Source organism: Peribacillus sp. NPDC097295, from assembly GCF_044761665.1.
In the GTDB taxonomy this organism is placed as follows: Bacteria; Bacillota; Bacilli; order Bacillales; family DSM-1321; genus Peribacillus.
In genome coordinates, this window is sequence record NZ_JBIWCW010000014.1 from 13,521 (window position 1) to 32,093 (window position 18,573).

Here is an 18,573-nt window from a genome sequence, read left to right on the forward strand (position 1 = left end):
CTATAAAAGGATGGTGGATGGATGAATACGTCGATTACAATTGAGGAAATTCTTAAGCGCAGGCATTTTAACCGGACAGATGTAGTCGGAGGGATCAGTGGATTAAAGCGCCAAGTGAAATGGGTCCACTGTTTGGAAGTCACCCAAATCAGCCACTTATTAAATGGAAATGAACTAATTCTTACCACCGGTTTAGGATGGAAAGATTCCGATAGCACATTTCTTTCTTATCTAAGTCAGCTCATTAAGTGTGAAGCGGCAGGACTCTGTATAGAGATGGCTACTCATTCCATGTCCATTCCGCAGTCTGCCATCGATCTTGCAGATGAGCATGGTTTTCCTCTTATCTTATTTAATCAAGAAGTCCCTTTTGTTGAAATTACTCAGGATATTCATTCTTTAATCATTAATAAACAGTATCAAATGATTTCCAACTTAGAAACCTACTCCCAGCAGCTAAATAAAAAACTCCTCGAAATCGACCATTATGAACCAATTCTAAAATTTCTTCATTCGTATTTAAATGTTCAGGTTATGCTTGTTTCTAATGAGAGTGATATAGCCTACATTCCTAAAATAAAGAAAAAAATTATCCACCAACTGTTAACAGAAATTTCTGAAGATAAACTTCACTCAAGTAAATTCGTTCTGAAACAAAGGATTCGTGTTCTTGGGGAGAATTATGCGGAACTAATCATCTATAGTAGTGATAGAGAGCTCACCGACTTTGATTCCCTCATCTTGGATCGAACGGCTACGGCTTTGGCACAATATCTATTACGTGAAATCTATTTAGAAGAAAAGAAAATATCTGAAGAAAGTAAGTGGCTAACGAACTGGCTCGAAGGGGAATGTAGTGATGAAGCCATTCGAGAGCAGCTTTCTTACATCGATCCGAAAATGCAATTGGCGGGCGGAATCGTTTGTATCTGCAAACAACAAACAAGATATAATAAAAGTTCTACTAAATTAGATGGAACATATTTCAAGATCCTGTTTAGATCCGTTTTTGAGCAGTATGGATTTCAGGTTTTTTCCATGGAGATTCACCAACATCTGGTTTTTATCCTAGGGGATAACCGTTCACCTGAAGACTGGAAAGAAAGAGTGACGAGGGCATTGGATCGAATAGCGAAGATGGATGCTACCGGCCGGAACCGAATGAATATGCTTACTATTGGATTTGGAAAATATGTAGGAAAGTTAAGTGAAATTTATAAGAGTTACGATACAGCACGTGAGACTTTATTACTTCAGGAGACCCTAACAGAAGAAAACAAAAGCTTTTTTTATCAAGATTTACATATGTATAGAATGATTGCCCTCATTAATAAACATGGAAATTTAGAAGAAACCGTGTATGAATATCTAGGGCCCGTAATCGAATATGATAAACGAAATAATGGCGAGTTGATGCCTACCTTGAAAACGTATCTAGCTTGTAACGGCTCCAAACAGGAGACATCTAAACAGTTATTTATCGTTCGACAAACGCTTTACCATCGCCTTGAAAAATTAGAAAGATTATTAGGTGCGAATTTCATGAGGTCTGATCAACGTTTGGGCATCGAATTCATGATTTTTGCTCTAGATTATTTAAAACTTCGCAAGAGAAAGGGAAATGAAAATTTAGTGGATGGGTTTGTGGAGAACTAACATTTAATGCATGCAATGAAAGGGTGTCTAAAAGGCATCCTTTTTTCTATGTGGAGACAGTCATGGCAGGTAGGACTAAAATTCCGTGGCAAAAATATACTGACATCAAAGAGTTGGCGTTTACAGCTTTTCGATGTCAGTAGCTTTTTTTAATATTCATCTTTTTTAGAAAGGCAGTGGTCACATTCCACGAGGTATGATTCCGCTTGTTCTATGATTTGATTCCCGCATTCCGGGCATTGTTTGGGTGGAAGGGTTCTGAAAAATTCCATTGGATTTTTGGTTTGCATGATATATTCCTCCTTTTGTGTGTTTAATAGTTTTCGCTTTTAGAAAGGCAGTGGTCACATTCCAGCAAATAGGATTCCGCTTGTTCGATGATTTGTTCACCGCACTCGGTACATTGTTTGGGTGGAAGGGTTCTGAAAAATTCCATCGGATTTTTGGTTTGCATATAGGTTCCTCCTTCAATTGTTTTAGTGGTCTTCGCTTTTAGAAAGGCAACGGTCGCATTCCATCAGGTAAGATTCGGCATGTTCGATGATATGGTCGCCACATTCTGGACAGTGTTTGGCAGGTATACTGTTGAAAAATTCAATCGATTTTTTAGTTTGCAAAATGGCTTCCTCCTCTAAGGGTTTTTATCTATTTTAAAGCGATTTATTCCTCACGTTTAGAAAGACAGCGATCACATTCCATCAGGTAAGATTCTGTGCCATTAAAAAGTGTTTCACCACATTCTGCACATTGGGTTGTTAAAGACTGAACCTTGATACTTTCTAATTGATTCGTTTGCATGCTACACTTCCTTTCTATAGTACAGTTTTTGTTGTCTGTCTGTTGTTATAATACAGTATATACCTTATATTGGGAAAAGTATAGGTATTTATCATAAAAATCAGAAAAAATTTATGTTCATTTTGAAACCTTATAAGAATAGGGGTTTCTACGCTTTTTTGAAATTTTTCCTATGCATTTTCCAGAAAAATGGTTCTTTTGTGACGTGGTAAAACGTGAATCAACGGAATTTATCATGTTCAACTAGATTGGTTTTATGTAACAGAAGAATAGTAAGAATGAGCGTGAAAGGTGTGCCTCTGTAGAAGTATCACGGTAAAAGAATGGGGAATGTGGTTTTGGTGTTTTAGTTATGAGGTAACTTGTTAGTAGAAGTAAATAACGGGAGGTCAAATATGTCGAAAGTAATGATTATTATCAATCCTTCCTCAGGAAAAGAAAAAGCAGGAGAAATTTTGCCTAATGCAGAAAAGGTGCTTGGCGATATCTATGAGCATGTAATAGTTCGGAAGACTGAGGGTGAAGGGGACGCTTCGAAGTTTGCCAAGGAGGCCTGTGAGGGTAAGTTCGATGCCGTTATTTCGATGGGGGGAGACGGTACGGTGAATGAGACGGTGAATGGGTTGGCCGAACAGGAGCATAGGCCAAAATTCGGGATAATCCCGCTCGGAACAGTGAATGACTTTGCTAGGGCGCTTCATATACCGTTAGATCCGGTTGAAGCAATTGAGATGCTCAAAAACTCGGATGTTAAGGAAGCGGATATTGGTAAGATCAATGATCAGTATTTCATGAATGTGTTAGCGGTCGGAGCAATTGCAGAGGCTACCTATAATGTGAGCGTGGAGCAAAAAACACGTCTTGGCTCACTTTCCTACTTTTTAGAAGGGGCCAAGACGTTAGTCAAGAAGACGCCATTTCCTATAACCGTGGAACATGATCAGGGACGGTGGATTGGTGAGACTTATTTACTGGTCGCAACAATGACCAACTCTGTCGGTGGTTTTGAACAACTTGCACCAGATGCGGAAGTGAATGACGGTAAACTGCATACATTTATCATCAAAAGTCTTTCCATTCCGCTTATCCTCAAAATCATTCCAAGTTTAATAAGGGGAGAAATCAAGAACCATGAGGAAATAGAGTATATTCAAACCTCCAAGCTTCGTGTATCTACACCAGAGGATCTACTTGTTAACATGGATGGAGAAAGAGGTAGTGAAATGCCTTTTCAAGCTGAAGTATTGCATAATCACCTGAGTTTGTTTGTTCCGGGAGAGTCATGACGGATTGATAATGACCATATATAATGGGAAAGCTGTTCGACCAAAGGCCGTACAGCTTTTCTTTAGTATGCATGTGTTTATATCGGTAATATCTTTGATTTTAAATAACACTCCCATCACCTCATCCTCATCTTAATCCCTTACGTAGCGTTAGGGGCAACAGGTTTTAGATGAAATGTATAGATAATTCGTAATAATTCAAGGGAAGGATAGTTATTGAATGAATGAAGGCGACATATTATGGTACGCTTATAGTTAGGAGAATAGTTAAGAAAGGAAGTCGGATGTTCGTATGGAGTTTTTTCTAGTTATATTAGCGTTGCTTATACTGATAGGAGCGTCTAATATAATCAATCATTTTATCCCTTTTGTACCAGTGCCTTTAATTCAGATAGCACTGGGTGTCATAATAGCACTCTTACCTTTAGGTATACATATACAAATGGAAACAGAACTGTTTTTGCTTTTGTTCATAGCACCACTTTTATTTAACGATGGCAAAAATGTGCCACGCACAGCCCTATGGAAGTTAAGGACGCCGATCCTCATGCTTGCTTTAGGTCTAGTATTCGTAACCGTTTGGGCAGGAGGCTATCTTATTAACTGGATGATTCCTTCTATTCCATTGCCTGCTGCATTTGCATTGGCAGCCATCTTATCTCCTACGGATGTGGTTGCGGTCAGTGCTTTGGCAAGCAGGGTTAAGTTGCCGAAAAGCATCATGCACCTTCTTGAAGGGGAAGGGCTAATGAATGATGCATCAGGTCTAGTAGCCTTTAAATTCGCTGTTGCGGCCACTGTCACAGGGGTTTTCTCCCTCGTCGATGCAACGTTCAGCTTTATCGGGATAGCTATTGGCGGGTTTGTAGGCGGGGCTATTTTATCCTTCATCATTATCAGGCTACGTGTCATCCTTCGTCGTTTAGGTATGGAAGATGTAACGATGCATATGTTGATCCAAATCCTCACACCCTTTATCATATTCCTCGTTGTGGAGCATTTCCACCTTTCAGGTATTTTAGCTGTGGTGGCAGGAGGAATCGTTCATGCCATTGAACGAGATCGAGAGCTATCACCAACGATTGAATTGCAGGTCGTCTCTAAGAGTACATGGTCTGTGATTCTATATGTATTGAATGGTCTTGTATTCGTTCTATTGGGTCTGCAAATTCCTAGCGTGGCCAAGATCATATTCCAAGATCCAGAATTCCATAATGGACAAGTGATTCTCTATATCGTTGTCATTACCCTATTCCTTTTTGTTTTACGATACATCTGGATCACCGCTTCTTGGTCAATCGGCTGGATGACGAAAAAATCGGGTGCCCAAAAACCGGACTTCAAAGAGGCCGGTATTATCACCATTTCCGGAGTCCGCGGAGCAGTTACACTTGCAGGGTCTTTTTCCATCCCGTATGTACTAGCTGATGGCAGCCCCTTTCCGCAGCGTTCGTTAATCATCTTCATCGCAGCGGGCGTCATATTACTGTCTCTGATCGTCGCAAGCGTCTTCCTTCCTATCGTGGCCAATGCTGAGGAAGAGGAAGTGGTGGATAAGCAGGCTGACAAGCTAAGACTGGCTACCATTCATGCACATCAAGCGGCGATTAAAATTGTGAAATCCCAGATGACGGATGAGAACCGGGAAGCTGCTATGTCGATTATTTCGAGATACCATACGAAAATCAATGCACTTTTCTATATTGATCAGGATAAGAATTCAAATGCTATCGGAGAAGAAGAAAAAGACCTTCGCTTTAAAGCCCTTGAAGCCGAAAGGGCATTCCTTGATCAACTCATTAAAGAGGAAAGAGTGGATCGAGAATCGGCATATACTTGCTTGGAATATATCCAACGTATGGAAGGCGCGGTCACTAATCGGATGAAATTCCGTTTATACAGGTCCATGACACTTTTCAGACGATCAGCACTACAGGTGTTCAAGTTATTTTTCCCAAATAAAAAAGAAATAAGAAGAATCGATTTAGAAAGATTGGAAAAAGTGAAAGATCTTAAGATCAGGATGTATAAAGTGGCCATTCAAGAGATACAAGCAGGTATTACTCCTGAAAACCATGAGACCTCTTCCATGATCATTGAAGAGTATAAATTACTTATCATGAGATATAAAAGAGAAAATAAAGGGCGTACTCCAAGTAAAATGCTCAATTACGAAAGAGAACTATTTTATAAGGCGATTCAGGCAGAGCGTGACGAAGTACAGCATATGTTTGAAAATCGAAAAATCTCACGGGATGTTGCCAATAAAATTCGTCAGCAAATCAATTTGCGCGAAGCACTTACAATCAATGAAAACAGCCACTGAAATATAGAGAGAAGTAGCACTGTCATGTAAACTTGGCAGTGCTTTTTCGCATTTTTGGAGGAGTTTCGACCATTCATAGAGAAAATGAGAAGATTAAACGAAAGATGGGGGAAATAAGATGAGAAACATTGAAACAAAAACTGTTTCATTAGCTATCTATCAGGAGGAATACGGTAAATCACTATCTTATCTTCCGAAAGATCAAGCGGTGTATTCTGCCTTGCCAGAACAGTCTCTGAGGTATTGTGATGAGGATCCTGACAGACATCCAATCGTTGTTTTGGTGGATGAAGCCCCAGTGGGATTTTTTGTTTTGCATATCGGGGAAGCTATAAAACCATTCACGGAAAATGAAAGGGCGATTCTATTACGGGGGTTTCTTATCGATCATAACCATCAAGGCAAAAAATATGGTAGAAAAGCATTGGAAATCCTCCCAGGGTTTGCAACCGACCTTTTTCCAGGAAAGGATTGTATTGTACTCGCGGTAAATGTAAGGAATGTAGCGGCAAAAGCCCTTTACTCGAAATCTGGATTTCAAGATACAGGTGTAAAGAAGGAAGGGAGGAGCGGCTGGATGCATATTATGGAGTATAGATTACGTGTGTATTAAGAGTTCCTGACATGGGGAATTTGTCGGAAATGTTACACCTGGTTCAAAAGTCCACGATGAATTCCTGGCTGTTTTAATTTTCCTTCTGCCTTATGGTACACTTTATTTATTGTTAAGTATGCTAATAGAGGTGTGAATATATGAAAACAGTTGGAGTCATTGGCGGAGGTATTACCGGATTGTCGACCATGTATCATTTACAAAAGATTGTGAAAGCGAACAGTCTTCCCGTAAGGTTAATATTGATAGAAGGAAAGGATATGTTGGGAGGTAAAATTAATACGGTCCATGATGGCGCATTTAAGATGGAAGCTGGTGCGGACTCGATTGTGGCCAGAAAACAAAATATAAAATCATTTATCAGAGAATTGGGCCTTGAAGATGAAGTGGTGTACAATGCCACAGGAAGATCGTTCATCCATACAGATGGGGAACTGAAGAAAATTCCTGAGGATGCTCTATTTGGTATTCCGATGAGCCTGGAGTCCCTGGCCAAGTCCGAACTTGTTTCTGCAGAAGGAAAGGTAGACGCATTAAAGGATTTTTATACAAGAAATGAGACATTTACGAAGAATGATTCAATTGGTTTATTTTTAGAGAGATTTCTAGGTAAGGAACTGGTTCAAAAGCAGATATCTCCAGTCTTATCCGGCGTTTATTCTGGAAAGTTAAATGACCTGACAATCGCCAAGACTTTACCGGAGATGCTGGACTATAAAAATGACTATGGTAGCATTATCCGTGGATTATCGGAGAATAAGGAAAAATATCAGAGCAAGGGAAATAAGAAATTCCTCTCGTTTAAGAACGGTTTAACGATGTTGATTGAACGGTTGGAGGTACTCCTTGATTCCGTCGAAATTTTAAAAGGCAGCCCGGTTGATAAGATAAAGAAACAGGATGATCGGTTTATGGTGTCCCTAGTAAATGGAGAAAACATCGAAATGGACTTCGTCGTCCTATGTACTCCGCATGCGACTACTCAAAAAATATTGGGTGATACTGAGCTGGACCAGGATTTTGCAGGATTGCTTAATAGTTCGATGATTAGCATTTACCTTGGTTTTGATATCCCGGATAGTACACTGCCTGATGGGACAGGTTTTATTGTAGGTGAAAATAGTGATTTGATATGCAATGCTTGTACGTGGACAAGCAGGAAATGGGAACATACCTCAGAGAACAGCCAGTTGTTAGTAAGGCTCTTTTATAAGAGTTCCAACCCTGATTATGAAAAGTTACAGTCTTTATCAAAGCAGCAATTGATCCAAGTGGCTTTAGGTGATATAAAAGAAAGCCTGGATCTTTCTGAGGAACCCGTAACGAGCGAGGTCACAAAATGGCAGGATAATATGCCGAATTATCACATTCAGCATCCGTACATTGTCCAATGCTTGGAGGAGAAAATCACTGAAAAATATCCAAATTTACTTCTTGCGGGTTGTTCGTATTACGGAGTAGGAATACCTGATTGTATCGCGGATGGGGAGAAAAAGGCCCAGGAAATTGCGTCCAAACTATGACTTAGGGACTGCCATGAAGGCAGTTCTTTTTATTGTTTCTATCTTTTTTAAGTCTATAGAGAATGGCATGTTCGTGTGAACGGGTACACTTTAATCAAACGATTGAATGAATCCGAATTGAAAAAATAGAACATATCTTAATTCCATTTAAGGACTAACCGTTTATATTTACCTTATTTTAACGTGATTCTTTCCTTTCATTTCCGTTGAAGTTTTACTTAATTCCTGTATAATAAAAACCGTTAATTTAAAAATCAAATTAAACTTAAAGTTTACTAATATAAAACTTTATTGACTGGAAGTTTACTATTCCTAAACGGATTGAGGGTAATACTATGCATATTGGTAAAAAAATTAAAAACCTCCGTTTAAAAAAAGGATTGACTCAGGAAGAGCTGGGAGAGAGAACGGATTTAAGCAAAGGATATATCTCGCAGCTAGAAAGAGATTTAAGTTCACCTTCAATAGAGACTTTCTTTAATATCCTCGAAGTGCTTGGATGCACCCCAAAAAACTTCTTTGATGAAGAGGAGCAGGTTCAAAAGGTCGTGTATGAGGAAGAGGCCCAAACATTTTTCATCGATGAAGAACGCGGTTATCAAATACAATGGCTTGTCCCCGAATCCAATGAAAAGGAAATGGAGCCCATTAGGCTGACCCTTCAGGAAAAAGGGGAATTCAAGCAATTTGAACCGTCACTGTCAGAAACCTTTGGGTATGTATTGAGTGGCAGGGTAATTGTAAAGCTTGGTACATATACTTATTTTGTGAAAGCTGGCGAATCGATTTATTTCCATGCATCGGAGGAACATCAAATCATCAATGATTTCGATGGGCCATCAGAATTACTGCTTGTAGTTACGGAATCATATTTATAGAAGAAATCTAGTGATTGCAAACGCTTGTCTATTGGATAAATGGATGTGCGGTTCAATGGAAAGAAGGAAGTATCTATGGCAAACGAAAAGATAATACGATTTGAAAATGTTACGAAACAATTCGATGACGATACTGTTGTACTAGATAATGTAAGTTTTGAAATCGAAAGAGGTAAGTTTTATACCCTTCTGGGGCCTTCCGGTTGTGGAAAGACAACCATCCTGCGCTTGATAGCAGGATTCACGGAAGCTTCCAAAGGCGATATTTATTTTGAGGGCAAAAAAATCAATGATGTTCCGGCCAATAAACGTCAGGTCAATACGGTTTTTCAAGATTATGCCTTATTCCCACATTTGAATGTATTTGAAAACGTGGCATTTGGACTTCGGATTAAAAAAATGAAAAATACCGATGTCGAGGTTAAGGTCAAAGAAGCCTTAAGCTTTGTGAACTTGGATGGCTATGAAAATCGCGAAATCAGGGAAATGTCAGGCGGGCAGCGTCAGCGGGTAGCGATTGCACGGGCGATTGTGAATGAACCAGAAGTCATCCTATTAGATGAACCTTTGTCAGCCCTTGATTTAAAACTGCGTACTGAGATGCAGTACGAATTGCGGGAATTGCAACGGAGGCTTGGCATTACGTTTATCTTCGTCACTCATGACCAGGAAGAAGCACTTGCGATGTCAGACGAAATCTTTGTCCTCAATAAAGGGAAGATTCAACAAAGCGGGACGCCTCTAGACATTTATGACGAACCTTTGAACCGTTTTGTAGCGGATTTCATCGGTGAGTCCAATATCGTAAAAGGGAAGATGATTGATGATTATCTTGTGGAGTTTGTGGGAAGGAAATTCGAATGTGTGGACCAAGGCTTGAATCGTAATGAAGCCGTGGATATCGTCATTCGACCTGAAGACTTGGAAATCACTTCAGTCGATCGAGGGAAACTGCAAGTTCGCGTGGACTCCCAACTGTTCCGTGGTGTTCATTATGAAATTAGCTGCTATGACCATGATGGGAATGAGTGGTTGGTCCAATCGACGAAAAAGGTGACAGTCGGGGACGAAATCGGACTGTTCTTTGATCCTGAATCGATACATGTCATGCGTTTAGGAGAAACAGAGGAAGAATTCGATAAGCGTTTAGAAGCGTATAGCGATGGGGAAAGCCATGAAGAATAGATTCTCTAGGAATATTTACTTTATCCCTTATGTCTTATGGATCGCATTTTTCGTCATTGCACCGATTTTACTGGTTCTGTACTATTCCTTTTTCGATATTGAAGGCAACCTGTCGTTAATCAACTATCAAAAATTCTTTACTCCCGTTTATTTGAAGATGACACTTAGTTCGTTTTGGTATGCTTTTTTAATTACAGCATTCTCGCTGTTAGTAGCCTACCCAACTGCGTATCTTCTGACGAAAACCAAACATAAGCAGCTCTGGCTGCTCCTGGTCATTGTGCCTTCTTGGATTAACCTATTATTAAAGGCTTATGCTTTCCTTGGCATATTCGGCACATATGGCATGACCAACGCCTTTTTAGAAGCGATAGGAATCGGTAAACGGCAAATACTCTTTACTGATTTCAGTTTCATATTCGTTTCCGTTTATATTTTTATTCCATTCATGATTTTACCGATATTCAATGCCTTGGACAAAATGAACCCGACACTTGTGGATGCGGCTAATGATTTAGGCGCATCTCGATGGATGACATTCCGACGCGTAATCTTCCCATTAACGATTGACGGCGTTAAGACTGGCTGCCAGGTTGTTTTCATCCCGGCATTATCACTGTTCATGTTGACAAGGTTGATTGCAGGAAACCGGGTCACTACACTCGGAACCGCAATTGAACAGCATTTCTTGGTGACCCAGGACTGGGGAATGGGTTCCACAATTGCCGTCTTTTTAATTATCATTATGTTCCTGATTATGTTCGTAACGGGTAACCGAAAGCAGGGTGTATAAATTGAGCAAAAAATTATCACCATTATCGAAAGTTTTCCTAGTCCTGATTTTTCTGGTACTTTATGCACCGATTTTCTTTTTAGTATTTTACTCGTTTAACAGCGGTGGAACGATGTATGATTTCGAGAGCTTTACTTTGGATTGGTATAAAGAGTTGTTCCAGGATACAAGGCTGTTGATCATTGTGTTGAATACTATCGTGATAGCTTTATTGTCGGCCCTAATCTCCACGATTATCGGGGTCATAGGAGCGATTGGCATTCGCTCATTCACAAATAGCCAAATGAGAAATTCTTTTTTATCCCTGAATAATGTCCTGATTGTCAGCCCGGATGTAATCATTGGTGCTTCCTTCTTGATTCTATTCACGATGGCTGGTATCAAGCTGGGGTTCTACTCGGTACTGTTATCACACATTGCTTTTAGTATTCCAATTGTTGTGTTACTGGTGCTTCCAAAACTTCAAGAAATGAGCCCTACCCTGATTGATGCCGCGCGTGATTTAGGAGCGAGCCGTTGGAATGTATTGACGAAAGTCATTCTACCTTATATCTCACCCGGTATTTTTGCAGGATTTTTCATGGCCTTGACTTATTCGCTGGATGATTTTGCGGTTACGTTCTTTGTGACGGGTAATGGGTTCTCAACTTTATCAGTAGAGATCTATTCATTGGCCCGCCGGGGAATTTCATTGAATATTAATGCGTTATCGACCTTGCTATTCTTTGTGACGCTGATACTGGTCGTTGTCTATTACTTTGTGACGCAGCGAGTCAAGCATACGGGAATGGGGGGGAAAAGATGAAGAAAATTGTCCAGATGTTCCTAGTCATTTCAATCGTCTCTGCCTTGCTTTTGTATGCAACATCGAAGTTGAATTCATCGCAAGGGTTTACAAGCAGCGATACGCTGACCATATACAATTGGGGAGACTATATTGATACGGATTTAATCGACCGCTTTGAGGAAGAAACCGGGATCAAGGTTATTTATGAGACGTTCGATTCGAATGAAGCGATGATGACAAAAATTGAACAGGGTGGTACCACGTATGATGTGGCTGTGCCATCCGAATATATGATTGATAAAATGCGCGAAGAAAAATTGTTGATTCCATTAGATCATTCCAAACTTCCGAATTTGAAAAATATTGATGAGCGGTTTATAGACTTACCTTTCGATCCAGAAAATAAGTTTTCAGTTCCTTATTTCTGGGGCACTGTTGGGGTTGTGTATAATTCCAAGATGCTTGACGGTAAAGAAATAACAAGTTGGGAGGATTTATGGGATCACGACCTGAAAAACCAAATCCTTTTAACGGATGGTGCTCGCGAAATAATGGGCATGGGTCTGAATTCGTTGAATTATTCCCTGAATGATACAAACGAAAAACACCTTCAAGAAGCCAAAACGAAGCTCGATAGCCTCACTCCCAATATTAAAGCCATTGTTGGCGATGAGAGCCGTATGCTCCTGGAGACACAAGAAGCGGCGCTAGGAATCGTCTGGTCTGGAGTGGCTTCTGAAATCATGGCCGAAAACGAAGACCTTGAATATGTTGTGCCTAAAGAGGGTTCGAACTTATGGTTTGATAATATGGTCATCCCGAAAACAACGAAAAACGTGAATGCGGCCCACCAGTTCATTAATTTCATGCTCGATCCCGAAGTAGCTGCACAGAATACGGAATACGTAAGCTACTCTACTCCAAATAAGGCAGCATTGGAGTATTTACCTGAAGACGTAGTGAAGGATGAACGGTTTTATCCATCTCCTGAAATGACCGATAAATTAGAGGTGTATGAAAATATCGGAAAGAAAAACTTAGCCCGATATAACGACCTCTATCTAGAATTCAAAATGCACCGTAAATAATTATATAAAAGCATGGTTTGAGAAGCAGTTTTCTTCTTCTAAGACCATGCTTATTTTCATATCAGGTTAGTTTTTCATCGGAATAAGCGGAGTTCCTTTGGTACTCTAAAATATCAGTGAAGATAAAGTTATGTTAGTATAATCATTAAGGCATTAGTAAGAGCAAGTGAAGGGGAATCTTAAGGTATTCTTAATAATTTCCTGCTAGTATAAGAACAAAAGTCAAGGGAGAGAGAATATGAATGTATTAAAAAGCAAGAAGGCATATGTATGGGCAACGGCCATATTAATCATCGCTGCCATCCTCATATACGCGATGGTGGTTACTTCTGATAAGACCGTAGCGAGCGTGGGTGGAGAGAAAATCAAAGAGGCAGAGCTACATGATACGCTTGTTAAAAATTATGGAGCGGAAACAGTTAATCAATTAATCACAGATAAAATAGTTGAGCTAGAAGCGGATAAAGAGGGCATTAAAGTAACCGATAAAGAAATCCAGAAAGAAATCGATACTTTAGCAGAGTCTTACGGTGGAGAAGAAAAACTGAAAGAGCAATTGAAAGCGAGTGGTTCTTCCCTTGCTGAATTTAAACAAGATATCGTGGCATATCTCCATACGAAAAAATTAGTAGAACCAAGGATCACTGTTACAGATGACGAAATCAGTGCGTATTTTGAAGAAAATAAAGATACGTTTGCTCAAGAAGCACAAGTGGAAGCTAGTCATATCTTAGTGGAAGACAAAAAGACTGCGGAAAAAGTAGAAAAAGAACTTGCTGCTGGAGGAGACTTTGCTGAGCTTGCGACTAAATATTCTACGGATGCAGGAACGAAAGAAAAAGGCGGAAGCTTAGGATACTTCGGAAAAGGCAGCATGGTAGCGGAATTCGAAGACGTTGCCTTTAACATGGATGTTAATGAAATCAGTGATCCTGTCAAAACGGAGTATGGATACCATATCATAAAAGTTACAGGTGAAAAGAAAGCTAAAAAGGCGAATTTAGAAGATAACAAGCAAGAAATTAAAGAAGCGCTTCTAAATAATAAGCTACAAGAAGAATACGCGGTTTGGTTAGAAGAAGTGAAGAAAGATTACGATATAAGCAATACATTTGAAGCTACTGAATAATGTAATAAGGAAAAATGGTGCAACTTCGTTGAATAAACGATTTTGCACCATTTTTTTGTTTAAGAGTCCAATTTTAGATTGGGAATTTTAAAGGGGGATCATTTGTAGAGGTCGTGGCTCTCAGGAGGAATTCCATTGTTTTTCAGGATTTTTGGGTTTAAAATTAATCGATAGGATGACTTATTTACATAAAATGGACAAGAATATTTTCCCTGTATGGATTATCCAAAGAGTAGCGCGAGAGAAACTTTTAAATGGAGAGGGGAATTGCCCCAATAAGGATGGGCAACTAGAAAGAAGGGGATGGCCTAGTGAAGTCTTTTAGAAAGTTATTACCATACCTGAAGCCATATATACTGTTTGTAATTTTAGGACCGCTACTTATGTGTATAGAGGTAGCGATGGATTTATTGCAGCCCACTATGATGCAACATATTATTGATGATGGCATTTCCAACCAGGACAATGGGTATGTCATTAGACTGGGGTTTTTGATGCTGGGAGCTGCAGTGATTGGACTGATAGGTGGATTGGGTTGTACCGTTTATAGTACTAAGGCCGCTGTTCATTTTGCTTCGGATGTGCGAAGGGATGTTTTTTGGAAAACGGAACTTTTTTCTAGCAAAAACACTGATTCGTTTGGAACAGGAAAGCTGATCACGATAGTGACCAATGATATTACATCTGTACAGAATTCTCTGATGATGACTTTACGGATATTTGTACGGGGCCCGCTTATGTTTATTGGAAGCGTCGTTATTGTCTGGATGACAGCGCGTGAATTGTTTCCAGTGTTAGTGGTCGCTGTTCCTTTATTGATGGTCGCCATTATCTACTTTTCCTCACAAGCTGGTAAATTATTTAAGCGGGTACAGGAAGCGATGGATCATGTGAATACAAAACTTCAGGAGACATTGAGTGGTATCCGAGTCATTAAAGCCTTTGATCGCCAGGAATTTGAAAAGGAAAGTTTTAAGGGGTTTAATGATACGCTCACGAAAAGAAACATAGCGGCCGAACAAACGATTATGGCCTTAATGCCCATATTATTATTTGTCATCAATTTGGGTGTAGTGGCAGGCATGTGGATGGGGGCGATTAGGGTTGAAAATGGAACGATGCAGGTTGGTGTTATACTAGCTTTCATCAATTACTTGAATATCATCATGAACGGATTGATGTCGAGTAGTCACGCCTTGATGCAGATCACTCGCTCCTTTCCTTCGGCAGAACGGATTCAGCAAGTATTGGAAACGGAAATTGATATTAATGAACCTTCAAAACCTGCAACAGTTCAGGCAAGGGCAGGGGATGTGAAGTTTGAACGTGTGAATTACAGTTATAGCAAAAATGGTGAATATGTGATTAAAGATATTAGCTTTCATGCTCGAGGAGGGCAAAAGATAGGGATTATCGGTTCAACGGGCAGTGGAAAATCAACCCTCGTTAAGCTGATTCCTCGTTTGTATGATCCTGATACTGGTACGATTTCGATTAACGGCATCTCATTACAGGATTACCCTCTAAAAAATCTAAGGGATGAAATTGGATATATTCCGCAAAGGGCCTCTCTCTTTTCTGGAAGCATCGAGGAAAATTTACGCTATGGAAAAGAGGATGCCGGTTTAGTTGATATGGAAACAGCCGCTCGGTCAGCGGCAGCTCTTGATTTCGTGAATGGTTTTGAGGGGGCATTTTCGTATAGGTTGGCTCAGGGTGCAAACAATTTATCAGGTGGTCAAAAGCAAAGGTTATCCATTGCCAGGGCCTTTATCAGAAAACCTAAAATCCTGATTTTGGATGATTCCACATCAGCCGTAGATGCTCTATCGGAAGCCAAGATTCTACAGGCAGTGAAGCGGGAATATACCGATTCGACTGTATTCATCGTTTCTTCCAAAATTTCTTCCATCATAGATGCCGATCAGATACTTGTCATGGATGACGGGATGATTGAAGCGAGAGGTACACATGAAGAACTGCTTGCAAAAAGTCGCGTTTACCAGGATATTTACCGGACGCAAAGCGGAAGGGAGGCGACCCTTCATGAGTAAGCAGATGAATCAACCTCCAGCATCCGATGTGATGGGGAAAGCCCGGGGACCAAGAGGGTTTGGTGGTCCAGTCGTTCAAGCAAAAAATAAAAAGAGGACAGTGAAAAGGATATGGAAATATTTAGAGAAGCAGAAGGCTGGTATGGTCCTATCAATACTATTCGTGGTGCTCTCAACCTTACTTGGTCTATTAGGCCCATATCTGATTGGAAGGATCATTGACCTTTATATCATTCCAAAAGATATAACGGGTACGGTTAGGATGCTAGGTGTGCTTGCAGCAGTCTATATCGGGTCATCTTTGTTCACCTGGCTGCAGACGGCAATCATGATCAATGTTTCGTTACGGACCATTCGAACGCTGCGTAAAGACTTATATGATAAACTCCACAGTCTTTCCTTACGATTTTTTGATAATCGGGTTCATGGAGACTTGATGAGCCGGGTAACGAACGATATTGATCAATTGAACAATGCACTTAGCCAAAGTGTCATCCAAATTTTCAATTCACTGCTAATGATTACAGGCGTGACAATCGCAATGTTCTCCATGAATGTCATTTTAGCCGTTGTGACCTTACTGATTGTCCCGCTGATGATACTCACGACTAAAAAAATCATCAAGTACAGCAGCAGTAACTTCATAAAAAGGCAGCGTGACTTAGGGGAGTTAAATGGATTCATTGAGGAATCCATTTCGGGAACGGAAGTCATTACTTTATTCGGGAAAGAAGAAAAAGTTTTCAGCCAGTTTTCAGCTGTTAACGAGAGGCTGCGCCAGTCTTCAATGGCTTCTGATACCGTGTCCGGATTCTTGGGGCCCCTTAATAATTTCATTAATAACATCGGCTTGGCTATTGTCATCGGTGTCGGTGCTTTGTTGGCCGTCCAAGGAACGGTTACGGTAGGACTCATTGCAGCCTTTGTCACGTACTCCCGGCAATTCTTCCGGCCGATCAATCAACTATCCAGTCTACTGAATACCTTTCAATCGGCCATTGCAGGAGCCGAACGTGTATTTGAAATCTTAGATGAAACGCCTGATATATTGGATAAAAAAGATGCAATACCCGTCGATGCCTTTAAGGGGGATGTAGAATTTACTGATGTCCATTTTGGCTATTCCAAAGGTCGACCGATTCTAAAGGGCATTGACTTTACGGCATCAGCAGGGCAGACCATTGCCCTTGTTGGTCCGACTGGGTCGGGGAAAACGACGATTATTAATTTGCTATCCCGGTTTTATGAGGTGGATCAAGGTCAGATTAAGATTGATGGTCGAAACATACAAGACTATAAAGTTAGTGATTTACGAAAGAAAATCGGCATTGTCCTGCAGGAAACCTTTCTTTTTTCAGGGACCATTTTGGAAAATATCCGGTATGGTCGCTTAGATGCTACGGACTCTGAGGTTATCGAAGCGGCTAAGATTGCTTCCGCCCATGGCTTCATTAAACATTTGCCAGATCAGTACCAGACACAGGTCACATCAGGCGGTATGAATTTAAGCCAAGGGCAAAAGCAACTTTTGGCAATAGCGAGGGCCATTTTGGCGAATTCGGATTTATTGATTTTGGATGAAGCGACATCGAGCATTGATACAAGGACGGAAATAGAAATCCAAAAAGGGGTGAACCGTTTGACCGAGGGGCGCACGAGTTTCGTTATAGCCCACCGATTGAAGACTATAGAAACTGCCGACAAGATTTTGGTCATAAAAAATGGTGAAATCATAGAGGTAGGCACACACAGTGAGCTCATAATGAGCCAAGGGTTCTATAAAGGCTTGTACGATAGCCAATTTAATATTTAAAATGAAAAAGAGCAGTGGGAGAAGTCCTCTGCTCTTTTTAATGTGTGTTAGAAGTTAGATGAGATAGATTTGTCATTGGATAATTCAGATTTAGTAACCATTTCATCGCTGTCTTTTTTGCCTTTTTTATTGTTATCTGTATCTGTATTCAGTGATTGTGAAGGAGTTTCCTTCAATTGTTTTCCTGCCACGACGACTTTGGAGCTAATGTCTTTTAATTCACCTGTTGCATCTTTCGCTGAATCAAGGGCGTTCGTGGAAATATCCTTAACTTCCGAAACTTTGCCTACAACTTCTTCATTAACGGTTTCATATAAGGTTTCAACGTCATTGATTGCCTCTTTGATCGTATCGGTTGCACCTTTCACGCCGGAAACCATTTGTTCTTTCACTTCACCAGGGTTTGCTTTAACCTGTTCCACCATATTCATGGAATTATCCTTTAAGGAAATTGCTGAACGTTTAACTTTATTCCTTGTATTCGAGTCCAATAAAGTTAAAGCTCCTCCTACAATTCCTCCGATAATAATCCCTTTTAGTAGTTTGCTATTAGAGTCAGTTTGTTTAGTTGATTGATTCATTAAATACTTCCTCCTTTAAGATGGTTAGTATGTTCTTACGGTTTTATTTCCCTGATTTTTCAT

The 18,573-nt window shown here is 40.2% G+C and carries 18 protein-coding genes; 13 read left to right on the plus strand and 5 right to left on the minus strand.

Features of this window, described 5'->3' with window-relative positions:
• Nucleotides 1-21: 21 nt before the first annotated feature.
• Complete coding sequence (locus tag ACIQXN_RS17310) at nucleotides 22-1,656, plus strand: PucR family transcriptional regulator (RefSeq protein ID WP_402969334.1); 1,635 nt, start codon at nucleotides 22-24, stop codon at nucleotides 1,654-1,656.
• A 149-nt stretch (nucleotides 1,657-1,805) separates the two neighbouring features.
• Here ACIQXN_RS17310 and yhfH (ACIQXN_RS17315) read toward each other — a convergent pair whose 3' ends face one another.
• The 4 genes from yhfH (ACIQXN_RS17315) to yhfH (ACIQXN_RS17330) are packed head-to-tail and all read right to left on the minus strand — an operon-like array spanning nucleotide 1,806 to nucleotide 2,454.
• Entirely contained in the window at nucleotides 1,806-1,946 is a 141-nt protein-coding gene (gene yhfH, locus ACIQXN_RS17315; protein WP_402969337.1) for a protein YhfH, read from the minus strand.
• A gap of 23 nt (nucleotides 1,947-1,969) precedes the next feature.
• Complete coding sequence (yhfH, locus tag ACIQXN_RS17320; protein ID WP_402969340.1) at nucleotides 1,970-2,110, minus strand: protein YhfH; 141 nt, start codon at nucleotides 2,108-2,110, stop codon at nucleotides 1,970-1,972.
• A 22-nt stretch (nucleotides 2,111-2,132) separates the two neighbouring features.
• Entirely contained in the window at nucleotides 2,133-2,276 is a 144-nt protein-coding gene (gene yhfH / locus ACIQXN_RS17325) for a protein YhfH (RefSeq protein ID WP_402969478.1), read from the minus strand.
• 40 nt (nucleotides 2,277-2,316) lie between these two features.
• Entirely contained in the window at nucleotides 2,317-2,454 is a 138-nt protein-coding gene (yhfH, locus tag ACIQXN_RS17330) for a protein YhfH (protein ID WP_402969343.1), read from the minus strand.
• Between the two features lie 395 nt (nucleotides 2,455-2,849).
• Between yhfH (ACIQXN_RS17330) and ACIQXN_RS17335 the strand changes: the two genes are divergently transcribed.
• The 12 genes from ACIQXN_RS17335 (at nucleotide 2,850) to ACIQXN_RS17390 (ending at nucleotide 17,929) form a co-directional block, all read left to right on the plus strand.
• Complete coding sequence (locus ACIQXN_RS17335; RefSeq protein ID WP_402969346.1) at nucleotides 2,850-3,740, plus strand: diacylglycerol/lipid kinase family protein; 891 nt, start codon at nucleotides 2,850-2,852, stop codon at nucleotides 3,738-3,740.
• Nucleotides 3,741-4,032: 292 nt separating this feature from the next.
• Complete coding sequence (locus ACIQXN_RS17340; protein ID WP_402969349.1) at nucleotides 4,033-6,066, plus strand: Na+/H+ antiporter; 2,034 nt, start codon at nucleotides 4,033-4,035, stop codon at nucleotides 6,064-6,066.
• A gap of 118 nt (nucleotides 6,067-6,184) precedes the next feature.
• On the plus strand, nucleotides 6,185-6,679 hold the full coding sequence (locus ACIQXN_RS17345; RefSeq protein ID WP_402969352.1) for a GNAT family N-acetyltransferase: 495 nt from the start codon (nucleotides 6,185-6,187) through the stop codon (nucleotides 6,677-6,679).
• Between the two features lie 140 nt (nucleotides 6,680-6,819).
• Nucleotides 6,820-8,202: a protoporphyrinogen oxidase gene (locus ACIQXN_RS17350; protein WP_402969354.1), complete on the plus strand. Its 1,383-nt coding sequence runs from the start codon at nucleotides 6,820-6,822 to the stop codon at nucleotides 8,200-8,202.
• Between the two features lie 335 nt (nucleotides 8,203-8,537).
• Nucleotides 8,538-9,080, plus strand: coding sequence for a helix-turn-helix domain-containing protein (locus ACIQXN_RS17355; protein ID WP_402969357.1), 543 nt, complete (start codon nucleotides 8,538-8,540; stop codon nucleotides 9,078-9,080).
• A 75-nt stretch (nucleotides 9,081-9,155) separates the two neighbouring features.
• Nucleotides 9,156-10,265, plus strand: coding sequence for an ABC transporter ATP-binding protein (locus ACIQXN_RS17360; RefSeq protein ID WP_402969360.1), 1,110 nt, complete (start codon nucleotides 9,156-9,158; stop codon nucleotides 10,263-10,265).
• Nucleotides 10,255-11,058 (plus strand): ABC transporter permease, encoded by an 804-nt coding sequence (locus ACIQXN_RS17365; protein ID WP_402969363.1) that lies wholly within the window; start codon nucleotides 10,255-10,257, stop codon nucleotides 11,056-11,058. The genes ACIQXN_RS17360 and ACIQXN_RS17365 overlap by 11 nt, the downstream gene beginning before the upstream one ends.
• Before the next feature lies 1 nt (nucleotide 11,059).
• Nucleotides 11,060-11,863 carry an ABC transporter permease gene (locus ACIQXN_RS17370; RefSeq protein ID WP_402969366.1) on the plus strand — a complete coding sequence of 268 codons (804 nt, stop codon included), beginning with the start codon at nucleotides 11,060-11,062 and terminating at the stop codon, nucleotides 11,861-11,863.
• On the plus strand, nucleotides 11,860-12,933 hold the full coding sequence (locus ACIQXN_RS17375) for an ABC transporter substrate-binding protein (RefSeq protein ID WP_402969369.1): 1,074 nt from the start codon (nucleotides 11,860-11,862) through the stop codon (nucleotides 12,931-12,933). The genes ACIQXN_RS17370 and ACIQXN_RS17375 overlap by 4 nt, the downstream gene beginning before the upstream one ends.
• A gap of 238 nt (nucleotides 12,934-13,171) precedes the next feature.
• A complete protein-coding gene (locus ACIQXN_RS17380) occupies nucleotides 13,172-14,062 on the plus strand; it encodes a peptidylprolyl isomerase (protein WP_402969372.1) in 891 nt (296 codons plus the stop codon).
• A 311-nt stretch (nucleotides 14,063-14,373) separates the two neighbouring features.
• Entirely contained in the window at nucleotides 14,374-16,116 is a 1,743-nt protein-coding gene (locus ACIQXN_RS17385; protein WP_402969375.1) for an ABC transporter ATP-binding protein, read from the plus strand.
• Nucleotides 16,117-16,147: 31 nt separating this feature from the next.
• Complete coding sequence (locus ACIQXN_RS17390; protein WP_402969481.1) at nucleotides 16,148-17,929, plus strand: ABC transporter ATP-binding protein; 1,782 nt, start codon at nucleotides 16,148-16,150, stop codon at nucleotides 17,927-17,929.
• Between the two features lie 47 nt (nucleotides 17,930-17,976).
• Here ACIQXN_RS17390 and ACIQXN_RS17395 read toward each other — a convergent pair whose 3' ends face one another.
• Complete coding sequence (locus tag ACIQXN_RS17395; RefSeq protein ID WP_402969378.1) at nucleotides 17,977-18,510, minus strand: YtxH domain-containing protein; 534 nt, start codon at nucleotides 18,508-18,510, stop codon at nucleotides 17,977-17,979.
• Nucleotides 18,511-18,573 lie beyond the last annotated feature (63 nt).